The following is a 12,774-nucleotide window of genomic DNA, read 5'->3' on the forward strand; positions in this document are numbered from 1 at the left end:
CAAGACATGATGCGAGATGCGGCCAATTTCGAGCCGACGGACAGCCGGGTGACGCGCCCGGCGTTCTGGAACGCGCTTCCCGAGCGCTGGACGAGCGACGTCGAGGAAACGCTGGTGTGCTGCCAGGTGCGGCAGGAAACGCACGACGTGAAGAGTTTCTTCTTCCGTTCGCCGCAGGGCCGTTCGTTCTCGTTCGAACCCGGGCAGTTCCTCACGCTCGAGCTCGACATCGACGGCGAAACGATCAACCGCTGCTACACGATCTCGTCGTCGCCGGCGCGGCCGCACACGGTGTCGATCACCGTCAAGCGCGTGCCGGGCGGCAAGGTGTCGAACTGGCTGCACGACAACCTGCAACCGGGTGCATCGGTACGTGTGCTCGGCCCGGCCGGCGAATTCACGTGTGCGCGGCATCCCGCGCGCAAGTACCTGTTCCTGTCGGCCGGCTCGGGCGTCACGCCGCTGATGTCGATGAGCCGCGCGCACCATGATCTCGCGGAAGATCGCGACATCCTGTTTGTGCACAGCGCGCGTACGCCGGACGACATCATCTTCGCGCGCGAGCTCGACCTGATCGCGTCGAATCACACGAATTTCCGCACGTCGTTCGTCGTCGAGCGCCTGGGCGCGCGCACGAACTGGCCGGGTGTCACGGGCTTCCTGACGCTGCCGCTGCTGAAGCTGATCGCGCCGGATTTCATGGAACGCGAGATCTTCACGTGCGGCCCTGCGCCGTACATGAAGGCCGTGCGCGACCTGCTCGACGAAGCCGGTTTCGACCGCAAGCAGTATCACGAGGAGAGCTTCTCGTTCGAAACGCTCGCGCAGACCGCGAGCGACGAGTTGCTCGCCGATCTCGCGCCGCCGGCCGAAGGCGGCGACGCCGGGACGAAGCAATACACGGTCAGCTTCGCGAAGAGCAACCGCGAGATCGCGTGCGGCTCGGAGCAGCACGTGCTCGACGCGGCACGCCAGTCGGGCGTGCGGCTGCCGGCCTCGTGCACGCAGGGCATGTGCGGCACCTGCAAGGTGAAGCTCGTGTCGGGGCAGGTCGAGATGAAACACAACGGCGGTATCCGCCAGCGCGAGATCGACCAGGGGATGGTGCTGCTGTGCTGCAGCAAGCCGCTGTCCGATCTCGTGATCGACAAGTAGTCAAATCGCGCCATCGGCTGTCCGGACGCGTCGCGCCCGGACAAGCATCCGTCGGAAAACAACGATACCGCGGATTTGTGGTTGAAGAACCTAGAGAGGCAACGCGCGCAGGCGCATATCAAGGAGATCGACCATGAAGTTGTTCGGAAAACTGTTGTGGACCGGCGCACTGTCGGCGATGGTGGCATTGAGCGCATCGGCGCTTGCCGATACGAAGCCGACGCTGAAGATCGGCTACGTCGAAGGCTGGGACGACAGCGTCGCGACGTCGAACGTCGCGGCCCGCGTCATCGAGAAGAAGCTCGGCTACCAGGTCAAGCTCGTGCCGGTCGCTGCCGGGATCATGTGGCAGGGCGTTGCGCGCGGCGATCTCGACGCGACGCTGTCCGCGTGGCTGCCCGTCACGCACGGCTCGTACTGGGATGAGTACAAGACCAAGGTCGTCGACCTCGGCGCGAATTTCGCGGATGCGAAGATCGGCCTGATCGTGCCGGACTATGTGAAGGCGAAGAGCATCGACGACCTGAACGCGGAGAAGGGCAGTTTCGGTGGCCGGATCGTCGGCATCGATGCGGGCGCCGGCGTGATGCGCAAGACCGACGAAGCGATCAAGAGCTACGGGCTGAACTACACGCTGATGCCGAGCTCGGGCAGCGCAATGACGGCCGAGCTGTCGCGTTCGGTCAACGCGAACAAGCCGGTCATCGTGACCGGCTGGGCGCCGCACTGGATGTTCGCGAAGTGGAAGCTGCGCTTCCTCGAGGATCCGAAGAAGGTGTTCGGCGGCGCCGAGCACGTCGACAGCGTCGCGAATCCGGGCCTCGAAGCGAAGGCCAAGCCGGTCGTCGCGTTCCTGAAGAAATTCCAGTGGAAGCCGGGTGAAATCGACAGCGTGATGCTGGCGATCCAGAACGGTTCGAAGCCGGAAGCGGCCGCCGACGCGTGGATCGCGGCGCATGCCGACCGCGTGAATGCGTGGACGGAAGGCGCGCAGTAAGTACCAGACGATACGTCATACGAACCATCAAAGAGACACGCCGGGAATGGTACGCAGGAATCCGAAATAATCGTGACGCAATGCGGCCATATCCCGGAATTGTTTTTCTGATTCTGCAAAAAAGTGCGTAAGTTGTTACACTACGACCCTTGTGCGGAGTCATCACAGCTTTGCATCGGACCAGAGTAAGCGCTAAAGCGCTAACACTGATCGAGAGGAGGAATTGGATGAGTCAAGCAGGACTGCGTGCGAACCGCACCAGTGATGTTGAGGCAACCATCTCACATGATTCGACGGGCCACACGCTGCATCGTGGCCTGACTTGGAAAGACGCATTCTGGGTAACGAGCGGCGTGCCGGCAGGCGTGCTGTTCACGATCGGCGGCGTATGCGCGACGATCGGCCAGCCCGCGTGGGCGATCTGGATCGCCGCGATCACGATGGGGCTGATCCAAAGCGCGACTTATGCGGAAATATCGGGGCTATTTCCTCATAAATCGGGCGGCGCGTCCGTGTATGGCGCGATCGGCTGGGTCCGTTACAGCAAGCTGATTGCCCCGGTTTCCGTGTGGTGCAACTGGCTCGCGTGGTCGCCGATGCTCGCGCTCGGCTGCGGCCTCGCGGCAAGCTATGCGCTCACGAGTCTCTTTCCCGCCAACGCGGCGGTGCTGCACTGGCAGCTCAAGTTAGCGGACCTGAGCTTTATCAAGCCCGGTCTGTCCCTGCGAATCAACGCGACGTTCATCATCGCGACGATCCTGCTTCTCATCACGTTCAAGCTTCAGCACAGCGGTGCATCGAAGGCTGCGCGCACGCAGCGCATTCTCGGCATCGCATCGCTCACGCCGCTGTTGATCGTCGGCATCGTGCCGTTCGTCACCGGCGACGTGCCGATGTCGAACCTGCTCCCGCTGCTGCCGCTCGGTCATGACGCGCAAGGTAACGTCACGGCCGCGACCTTCGGTTCGTGGAACGGTCAGGGCGTCACGATGGCGCTCGGTGCGATGTTCATGGCCGGATGGGCGTCGTACGGCTTCGAGACGGCCGTCTGCTATACGCGTGAATTCCGCGATCCGCGCCGCGACACCGCGAAGGCGATCTTCTGGTCGGGCGCGCTGTGTCTCGTCGTGATGACGCTCGTACCGCTGGCGTTCCAGGGCGCGCTCGGCACACAGGCGATGCTCGATCCGTCGATCGGCGACGGCACCGGCGTCGCGGCCGCGATGGCGAAGATCGTCGGCGGCGGCGCATGGGTTGCGAATGCGGTCGTCGTGATGCTGATGCTGTCGATCCTGCTGATCGTGATGACGTCGATGATGGGCTCGTCGCGCACGCTGTACCAGGCCTCGGTCGACGGCTGGCTGCCGAAGTACCTGTCGCACGTGAACGAGCACGGCTCGCCCACGCGCGCGATGTGGACCGATCTCGGCTTCAACCTCGTGTTGCTGATGATGTCGGACTACATGACGGTGCTGTCGATCTCGAACGTCTGCTACATGTTGTTCGTATTCCTGAATCTTCAGTCGGGCTGGATCCACCGGATGGATCGCGGCAACTGGGATCGGCCGTTCCGCTGCCCGACATGGCTGCTCGTCGGCGGCGCGATCTGCGGCTATGCGAACCTCGTATATGTCGGCGCGGGTGCGAACCTGCAGGGCGAGGGCACGTTGCGTAATGGCCTGATCGCGATGCTGCTGATCGTGCCGGTGTTTCTCTATCGTCACTACTGGCAGGACCGCGGCCGATTCCCGGCGCAGATGCAGCGCGACATGGAGCTCGAAGTGCCGAAGCGCGCGATGTGGCTGAATCTGATGCCTTACGCGGCGCTGGTCGGCGCGGGGCTGACGATCTGGTTGTCGTATTACTTCGCGTGGGTGAAGTGAGCACATAGCCCTAGCGCGCCCCGCGTGAGGATCCCGGAAACCGCATATGGGATCGTTGCGCGGCTGCGCGATCTGGGTGGCGGCGATGCCGTCGCTGTTCTGGCGCCGTTTTCATCGGCGCCATTTTCTTTTTGTCTCGGCTGTTTTCCCGGTCGCCGGCTCGACCGGGCGTTCGACTTCTGGAACGTCACGCGCATGGGCTACACTTCCACTCTGCTGTGATTTCCCCTAGAGTTACGGTCGCCTCGAGGCGACGGTCTGGCGGGGCGGAACCTGAGACGAAAAGGAATTTAAAATGAGTTTTGCTCCGAATGGCGGCCTGCCGGGCGGCCTCGGCGGCAGCCCTTTGGGTTCGTTGAGCACGCTCAGCGGCCTGATCGGGCCTGCGGCATCGACTATCGCAGGAAATCTGGGGCCCTTGGCCGGCGTGGCCGGCCATATCGACACGGTCCAGCGTGCGCTCCAACTGGCGCAAACAGGTTTTTCCCTGATGGAGAAAACCCCGGCCGCGGTCGCCGCTGCGTTGAACGACGTCACCGGCGGCGTCGCACGCCTGACTCAGCTCAACCGGTACGTGACGATCGACACGCCGCTTGGGCCCGATGTCCTGCTGGTCAGTGCGGCGATCGTGGACGAGTACGTGAACCGGTTGCCCGAGATCCATCTGGATCTGCTTTCGCACCGACACAGTTTGACGCCGGAGCAATTGATCGGGCAGCCGATCCGGCTCAAATTCGATCAACAGGCGCGGATGTTGTCGCTCGAACGGTTGACGGCGTCGGATGCCGGAGAAGAGTCGCGCTACTTCGATGGGTACGTGTCGTCGTTCGATCGGGTCGGCAATCCCGGCAAGGTGACGCAATACCAGATGACCGTCGTGCCGTGGTTCTGGTTTCTGACTCGCTCGACCGACTGCCGGATCTTCCAGGGCAAGACGGCGCAAGACATCTTGTGCGACATTTTTCAGGAGCACGGTTTCGCGGATTTCACGTTCGATCTTCACACCGCGCAAAAACCACTCGAGTACGTGGTGATGTACCAGGAGTCGTACTTCAATTTCTGTGCACGCTTGATGGAACAGGAAGGCCTGGTCTGGACGCACCGTTACGAGAAGGACAAGCACGTCCTCGTGATCGGAGACGGCAATCTCGTCTTCAGGCCGATCGATGGCCTCGCGTCGATGCCGTTCTCGAGCACCGAATCCAGCGAACTCAACGGTATCGATCGGCTCGACGAGGGGCGGCGCTTCGGCGTCGGCAAGATTACCTACCAGGATTTCAATCATCGTCAGCCTTCGTCGCCACTGATGTTGGTCGAGGCCGGCCCGCAGAATCTCGATCATGCGAGGCTCGCAGCGACCGAGCGGTTCGAGCACCAGTCGCTCTACGATCATGGAGACGACGGCAATCGCTATGCGCGTTATGCGATGGAGGCGGAGGAAGCTGTCGCGCATCGCTATCTCGGTAGCGGCTATGCCTGGAAGATGACCACGTCGGGCCAGGTCAAGGTCGTCGATCACCCGGTGCAGACGAACAATCAGGATTACGCGATCCTGCATGTGCGGCACGAGGCGGTGAACGATTACACGCAGAATTCCGCACAGTTGCCTTATCGGAACAGCTTCGTGCTGCTGCCGATGAAGATTCCGTTTCGAGCGCCGCGCATGACGCCGAAGCCGGTGATCCACGGTACGCAGTCCGCGATCGTCGTCGGCCCGAAGGGCGAGCAGATCCATACGAACGGGAGCTGCGTCAAGGTGCATTTCCTGTGGGACCGTCGCGGCAAGCGGGATGGTTCCGACTCCTTGTGGATTCGCGTGTCGCAGCCCTGGGCTGGTGACGGCTGGGGCGCGGCGGCCATTCCACGGATCGGTCAGGAAGTGATCGTCGCGTTCAATCAGGGCGATCCGGACAATCCGGTGATCGTGGGTCGCATGTTCAACGGTGAGCAAGGCAATCCCTACCATGGCGCGGCGGGCCAGACCATGGGGATCAAGAGCCAGACGCACAAGGGCGAAGGCTCGAACGAACTGTTGATGAGCGACGTGGCCGGCGCACAGATGCTGTACATGCATGCGCAGAAGGACATGAACGTCGTCGTCGAGGACGCGCAGATCAACACGGTGCTCAAGGGCGACCGGACCGTCCAGGTCGCGAAGGGCAATCAGGCGACGACGGTGTCGGTCGGCAACCTGTCGGATGTCGTATCGCAAGGCAATACGCTTCAGCAGACGCCGCTAGGCGTGCACACGATCGAGGCCAAGGAGCTGTGGATCAAGATTGGCGGCGACGGCGGCACGCGGATCCACATGACGGCGGACACGATCGACATCTACAAGGGTGATTCAGTGATCCATCTCGGTACGGGGAACATCAACATCCAGGCATCGCGTACCGACATCAATCCGAAGAACGGCTGATACTCAACAGGACTACAAGACATGTACCAGATGCATGAGGGTGCGCTTGCACTGCCGGTCGAGTGGCAAGACAAGACGATGAACGTGTTCGTGTCGGCGGCGACGGGAACCGAAGGCGTCAGCCTGGTGATTACGCGTGAGCGGCTGCCTTGGGGGATGAAGTTCGACGAGTACGTGGCGAGCGAGATTCGCAAGATCGCGAAGAAGGTGCCTGACTATGCCGAGGTGTCGAGCGCGAAGACGACCGTATCGGGCCGCGATGCGCACGTTCACGAGTTTACGTGGACCAACAACAGCGCTTCGATTCATCAGCAATTGACGATGGTCGAGTACGGGCAGATCACGATGATGCTGACCTTTACCGCGCCGGGCGCGTTGAGCGACACGCAGCGTGAGCAGCTCAATGCGGTGATCCAGAGCCTGCAGTTGCATGCCCCGATCTGACGGATCTTGCCATGTCGGACACGCCTGTATACCACGAGCCGAGCGGTAGCGCCGAGGAGCGCATGGAGCGCCTCGGCCATTTGGAGGATGGCGAGGCGGCCAAGGCTGCGGATCAGCCGTTCTACGAGAACGTCAACCATATTATGCTCGGCGGCGACATCGGCTGGGCGACGGCCAGCGTCCTCGACGCGGGGATTACCGCCGGCGCATCGGGATCAGCGATCGCCGGCGCGCTCGCGGTCGAACTCGCGCCGGTCGCAATCGCGATCGGGGGCGCGTGGGCGCTCGACAAGCTGGGCGCCACGGATGCGATGTCGAGGGGATTCGTGTGGGTGGGTGACGAACTCGGCCTCACGATCGGCCGCGGCGATCCGCACCCCGCTTGCGTCGGCGATGCGGTCGCTCATTCGATGGGCGCGTGGGGCATCTTTGGCGGCATGCTGGTGGGCGTCGCGGTCGGCGCGATCGTGGCGGCGGCGGTGGTGGCGACGGTTGCGACCGGCGGGCTGGCGGGAGCCATGATCGTCGGTGCGTGCATGGCCGGCGGCCTCAGCCTCGGCAGCGCGCTGGCCTCCGCCAGCCAGCAGATGGGCAGCGACTGCGGGCAGATCATGACCGGTTCGCATGACGTGTACTTCGAGGGCCGCCGAGTCGCGCGCGTCACCGATCTCGTCAAGTGCGACCAGCACTCGGGTGTGCCGCAACCGCTCGTCGAAGGCAGCCGGACCGTGTTCGTGAATGACCTGCCGCTCGTGCGGATCGGCCACGAAACGTACTGCAGTGCGAAAGTCAATGCCGGCCGCAAGAGCATCTGGATCGACAAGACGACCGGGCAGTACGGCCCCAAAAAACCCGAGCTGACGGCCGGCGAGGAATTCTGGGCAAGCTTGCTCGGCGGGCTGGCCGGCGGCGCGGTCGGGAGGACCATCGGCAAGGGATTCAAGCCGAAATCGACAGAATCGGCCGAGCAGAGCGGCGTCAAGGATTCGCAGAGCAAGTGCGTGGACGATCCGGTCGACGTCGCTACCGGCGAAGTGCTGGAGGTGCGCGTCGATCTGGCGATTCCGGGTGTGCTGCCGCTCGAGCTCAAGCGGCGCTACCGGACCCGCTCGGATGATGACGGGTTGCTCGGGCACCGCTGGTCGGACAACTGGTCGCAGTGCCTGACGTTCGACGGCGGTCGCTTCGTGCGATTCCATGATGGCGCTGGCCTCGTGATCGGTTTTGACGCGCCGGGAATCGCGCTCGACGGCATTAACCTGCGCGAACCACGTTATCGGCTGATCGGTAGCCGACTCGAGCCGCGTATCCTTGATCGCGATACCCGACAATTACACATTTTCTCGCCTCTGGTCGACGGCCGATCGTCCCGCCTCGAGCGGATCGAGGATCTCGACGGCAACGCAATCGCGTTTTCCTACGACGCTGCCGGGCGCCTGAGCGGGCTGGCTCATAGTCATGGTTATCGGCTGGAAGTCGTCTATCACGGGCGAGGTCGTCGGCCGGAACAGATCGTCCTTGATGATGCGGATGGCGGCCGTCGCACGCTCGTGGACTACGGTTACCAGGGCGGAATGCTTGCCAGCGTGGCGAGCTTTCAGTTCGGCCGGTTCCATTACGCGTACGACGAGCACGGCTGGATGACCCAGTGGCGGGATACGGACCAGACCGATGTCCGTTATCAATACGACACCGTCGGGCGCGTAGTCGAGACCGGCACGCGACAGGGCTACCACACGGGCCGGTTCAGCTACGAGATCGGCCGCACGCGCGTGTTCGATGCCGATGGCGAGTGGATCTACGACCACAACGGTGAAGGCCTCGTGACGGCCGAAACCGATCCTCTCGGCCATTGCACACGCTCAGAATGGGAACTCGGCCGCCTGATGGCGCGGATCGATCCGCTCGGGCGCCGGACCGTATACCGCTATGACGATATCGGTCAGCTGATTTCGATAACGGAAAGCTCCGGGCGAGTGATCGATCTAGAGTACGACGAACAGCGCCTCACGACGGTAAGCCTGCCGAACGGCGGCCGGATTAGGCTCGAGTACGATCATTTGCACCGGTTGATTGCACGAACCGAACCGGATGGCGCTAGAACGACGTATCGCTACGGTTCCCGCGGCGAATTGCTGCGAGTCGTTCAGGGTGATCGCGAGACACGGCTGGACTATGACCGGCGATTGCGGCTGACAGATATCGAGTTGCCTGGCGGAGCCCGCTTTCGGCGCAGGAGCGATGTACTGGGGCGGGTGCTGGAGGAAACGTCGCCTGACGGGGATGCGACCGGTTTCGACTATACCGACGGCCCGGACAATCCGCGTGGCCGGTTGGTTGCGGTCACGCACGCGGACGGCTCGGTGTCGCGAGCGCAATACAACAGCGAGAGCCTGCTTGTCGGGTGGACCGATCCGCTCGGGCGCACGGTCCGGCGGACCTACGGTCCGTTTGATCTGCTTGTGGCGTCGATCGATGCGGCCGGTCACGAGACGCGGTTCGAGTATGATCACGCGACGCGATTGACCAAGGTCGTCGACGCGGTGGGCGATGCGTACATCTATCGCTATGACGCGGCGGGGCGTCTCATGACCGAGATCGACTGGGGCGGCCGCGTGACGGCATACCAGCGCGATGCAGCCGGTCGTCTGCTCGTGAAGACGCTGCCGGACGGCGGCCAGTGGCGCTACACGTATGACGCACAGGACCGGCTTACTGAGGTCGATGCCGGTGATGTGAGGCTCCTCTATCGCTACGACCTACTGGGGCGGCTGGCCTCCGCGGAGGTGCGCGGCGAGCAGTCCCATGTGACGCGTTTTGCTTATGACGGAAACGGGCGTCTTGTAGGCGAAGATCAGCATGGCGAGCTGTTGCGGCACGTCTACGATGCCGATGGGCGACGTCGTCGGCGAATGACCCCGCGCCGCGAGACGGCCTACGCGTACGACGAGCTGGGTGCGTTGACACTGATCGGCGGGCTGACAATCCATCGCGACAGTCTGGGGCGGGAGACTGGTCGACAGGTCGGGGAATTCGCCGCGCAGCGGCAATACGATGCGCTCGGTCGCCTTCGCCGGCAGGTTGCCGGGCCGGCAGCGGCGATCGAAGCCTTGCAGGCCGATCCGGCACACGCGCTTGAGCAATTGACACGGCAGGTGTACCACTACGACGCGGCCGGTCAACTGGAGCGAGTCGACACCGACGCAGATACACGTACGTACCGACGCGACGTACGCGGCCAGGTCGTCCTGGCGGATAGTCTGTTGCAGCAGGCCGAGCACTATCGCTATGACGCTGCGATGAACATTCTGGCGCACGGCCGGCAAGCGCCGGTGGACGTTCATCATTACGGTCGAGGCGGCCTGCCGGAGCGAATCGGCCATGCACGTTATCGGTACGACGCGCGTGGCCGTACGATCGAAAAGACAATCGAGCAGCCCGGGTTTCGGCCGAAAACGTGGCAGTACACGTGGGATGGCCTCAACCGACTCGTGAAGGTCGTGACACCCGAGCGCGGCGTCTGGCTGTATCGCTACGATGCATTCAACCGCCGGGTCGCAAAGCAGCAAATCGGCGGTCGCGAAACGATGAGGTTTCTGTGGGATGGTTCGACCATGGCGGAGCGCTGGGTCGAGCAACGGGACGGGACGACCGGGCAGGTTGTGACGTGGCATATCGAGCCGGGCAGTTTCTCGCCGCTCGCCCAGGAGACCGACGAAGGACTGTACGCCGTTCTGACCGATCAAGTGGGTCTGCCGACCGAGGTGTTTGACGGACGTGGCCAATCCGTATGGAAGGCTTCGTACTCGCTGTGGGGGAAGTTGTTGCCGGCCAGGCGGGCCGCGAACGATGCATGCGGCACGTCGATCGATACGACGCTGCGCTTCCCCGGCCAATGGGCAGACGACGAGACCGGGCTGAACTACAACCTGAACCGATACTACGATCCGGATTCGGGACAATATCTGTCCGTCGATCCGATTGGACTGGCTGGCGGTATCCGGACTCACGGATATGTGGCCAATCCGACCCAATGGGTCGACCCGCTCGGCCTTTCCGGGTGCGAATTCCGCGAATTCCTGAAGGACAAATGGGGGCGCAAGGACGTCGAGGACGCGCTGGCGGCGAAACGCGGCAATGCGGTACTGGACAAACTGTTGACGGACAACGAGTACCTTGCGATACGTGGCTACACCTCCAACCTGTACGAGGAAATCAACCCGGCATTGCGCGCCGGGAATCCGGGTGAATGGGGGCGGCTGACTTCGGAGGCGTCGAATGGCTTGAGCAAGCTTGCAGACAATGGTTATGCGCATGTGGGAGACGTCGTGCGAAATCTGCGACTGACCAACGAACAGGTTGAACAGTTGTTTCCTGTCGGGGGTGTTTTCCAGGACAAGGCATTCCTGTCGACGACTACCGATCTCGATGGCGTATTCCCGGGCAAGGTGACGATGAATATCGCGTCCCGCAGCGGCGTCAAGGTGAGTTCGCTGTCCGAATTCCCTCGGGAAGCGGAGGTATTATTCAAGCCTGATACCCCGTTTAAGGTTCTCGATCGTACTCACGATCCTGCGAACGGGTCATGGAATATCACATTGGAAGAGCAGTGATGAGCGATAAGCGTGCAGAGTTGTCGGCCGAGCAGCGCGTAGCCGTCGAGCGCGCAGCCGCACGTGCGGCGCGACGGAGTCAATACCCCGAGGATATGGGTTTTATGCCGTATTCCGGGAGATTTACCAATGCGGATGTGGCGCTCAAGACACCGTGGTTGAGCGAGTATTTCAAATTCAGAAACCGGAACCCACAGGCCGATCGTGAAACACTGCAGGACGTTCAGCGGCAGATCGGTGCCGATTGCTCGGAACTGATCGATCGATTCCGCGGCGCAATGCTGGGGCTGGCGATCGGCGACGCGCTGGGCACGACGCTCGAATTTTCGTCACGAGACAGCGCTACGGTCACCGATATCGTGGGTGGTGGCCCTTTTCATCTCAAGCCCGGTGACTGGACCGACGATACGAGCATGGCATGCTGTCTCGCGTACAGTCTTGTCCGCGCGCGTGGATTCGATCCCGAGCATGCGATGCTGGCTTTTTCCTATTGGTATCGGTTTGGGGCATACAGCCCGACAGGGGAGTGCTTCGATATCGGTGGAACCACTCGGGCCGCGCTCGATCGTTTTTTGAAGACAGGGAATGCGTTTTCCGGAGATAGCGATCCACATTCGGCCGGGAATGGATCACTCATGCGGTTGGCTCCCGTTGTGCTGTTCTATACGAATGATTTTGAGAAGGTAGTGCACTTTGCGGCCGAAAGCTCGAGGCTCACGCATGGAGCGGATGAGGCTGTCGACGCCTGCAGGTTTCTTGGCGCATTGATGTGGGGCGCATTCTCGGGATTCTCAAAAGAGGAAATCCTGAGCGATCGATTCTCACCTCTACCGGGGTATTGGGATAGACATCCACTTGCGCCGGCCGTGGAGCGAATTGCACATGGCTCATACAAGAACAAGACTCGCGATGAGATATCGTCTACGGGATACGTTATCGACACGCTGGAAGCCGCGCTGTGGGCGTTCTATAACAACGACCGCTTCGAGTCCGGAATGCTAGCGGCGGTCAATCTGGCGGGAGACTCGGACACCATTGGCGCCGTCTTTGGCCAGATAGCCGGAGCCTACTACGGAGAGACGGGGATTCCTGTCAGATGGATCGTCAACACGCACGCGGCACACGGGTTTTATCATTTTGCCGAGGATTTGCTCGCGGCTTCTCGAACGGATCAATCCGGAAATTGAAGCGCGCAAAGGGGCTTTGAACGGGATACGGGCCAAAGGGAGGGGCGTCGCGATGAGCGTGGACTGGAATTTCGTC

General features: G+C 62.2%; 8 protein-coding genes. All 8 read left to right on the forward strand.

The features are described 5' to 3' along the window. Positions 1 to 6 precede the first annotated feature (6 nt). Positions 7 to 1,155, forward strand: a complete 1,149-nt coding sequence (locus ABD05_RS24015; RefSeq protein WP_047902535.1) for an FAD-binding oxidoreductase — start codon at positions 7 to 9, stop codon at positions 1,153 to 1,155. 133 nt (positions 1,156 to 1,288) lie between these two features. Further along, positions 1,289 to 2,152 (forward strand): glycine betaine ABC transporter substrate-binding protein, encoded by an 864-nt coding sequence (locus ABD05_RS24020; RefSeq protein WP_047902536.1) that lies wholly within the window; start codon positions 1,289 to 1,291, stop codon positions 2,150 to 2,152. Positions 2,153 to 2,379: 227 nt separating this feature from the next. Then, positions 2,380 to 4,035: a trimethylamine N-oxide permease gene (locus tag ABD05_RS24025; RefSeq protein WP_047902537.1), complete on the forward strand. Its 1,656-nt coding sequence runs from the start codon at positions 2,380 to 2,382 to the stop codon at positions 4,033 to 4,035. 24 nt (positions 4,036 to 4,059) lie between these two features. After that, positions 4,060 to 4,257 (forward strand): hypothetical protein, encoded by a 198-nt coding sequence (locus tag ABD05_RS37885; protein ID WP_148669133.1) that lies wholly within the window; start codon positions 4,060 to 4,062, stop codon positions 4,255 to 4,257. Between the two features lie 73 nt (positions 4,258 to 4,330). After that, on the forward strand, positions 4,331 to 6,454 hold the full coding sequence (locus ABD05_RS24030; protein WP_047902538.1) for a type VI secretion system Vgr family protein: 2,124 nt from the start codon (positions 4,331 to 4,333) through the stop codon (positions 6,452 to 6,454). Between the two features lie 21 nt (positions 6,455 to 6,475). Beyond that, positions 6,476 to 6,898 (forward strand): DcrB-related protein, encoded by a 423-nt coding sequence (locus tag ABD05_RS24035; RefSeq protein WP_047902539.1) that lies wholly within the window; start codon positions 6,476 to 6,478, stop codon positions 6,896 to 6,898. Between the two features lie 11 nt (positions 6,899 to 6,909). Next, a complete protein-coding gene (locus tag ABD05_RS24040) occupies positions 6,910 to 11,511 on the forward strand; it encodes an RHS repeat-associated core domain-containing protein (protein ID WP_047902540.1) in 4,602 nt (1,533 codons plus the stop codon). Then, a complete protein-coding gene (locus tag ABD05_RS24045) occupies positions 11,511 to 12,698 on the forward strand; it encodes an ADP-ribosylglycohydrolase family protein (protein WP_047902541.1) in 1,188 nt (395 codons plus the stop codon). Before ABD05_RS24040 ends, ABD05_RS24045 begins: the two co-directional genes overlap by 1 nt. Positions 12,699 to 12,774: the final 76 nt, after the last annotated feature.

The organism is Burkholderia pyrrocinia, assembly GCF_001028665.1.
GTDB lineage: Bacteria > Pseudomonadota > Gammaproteobacteria > Burkholderiales > Burkholderiaceae > Burkholderia > Burkholderia pyrrocinia.

Bases quoted from the DNA above. Each gene is read 5' to 3' on its own strand.
- ABD05_RS24015 (WP_047902535.1), top strand. From the start codon at position 7: ATGATGCGAGATGCGGCCAATTTCGAGCCGACGGACAGCCGGGTGACG.
- ABD05_RS24020 (WP_047902536.1), top strand. From the start codon at position 1,289: ATGAAGTTGTTCGGAAAACTGTTGTGGACCGGCGCACTGTCGGCGATG.
- ABD05_RS24025 (WP_047902537.1), top strand. From the start codon at position 2,380: ATGAGTCAAGCAGGACTGCGTGCGAACCGCACCAGTGATGTTGAGGCA.
- ABD05_RS24030 (WP_047902538.1), top strand. From the start codon at position 4,331: ATGAGTTTTGCTCCGAATGGCGGCCTGCCGGGCGGCCTCGGCGGCAGC.
- ABD05_RS24035 (WP_047902539.1), top strand. From the start codon at position 6,476: ATGTACCAGATGCATGAGGGTGCGCTTGCACTGCCGGTCGAGTGGCAA.
- ABD05_RS24040 (WP_047902540.1), top strand. From the start codon at position 6,910: ATGTCGGACACGCCTGTATACCACGAGCCGAGCGGTAGCGCCGAGGAG.
- ABD05_RS24045 (WP_047902541.1), top strand. From the start codon at position 11,511: ATGAGCGATAAGCGTGCAGAGTTGTCGGCCGAGCAGCGCGTAGCCGTC.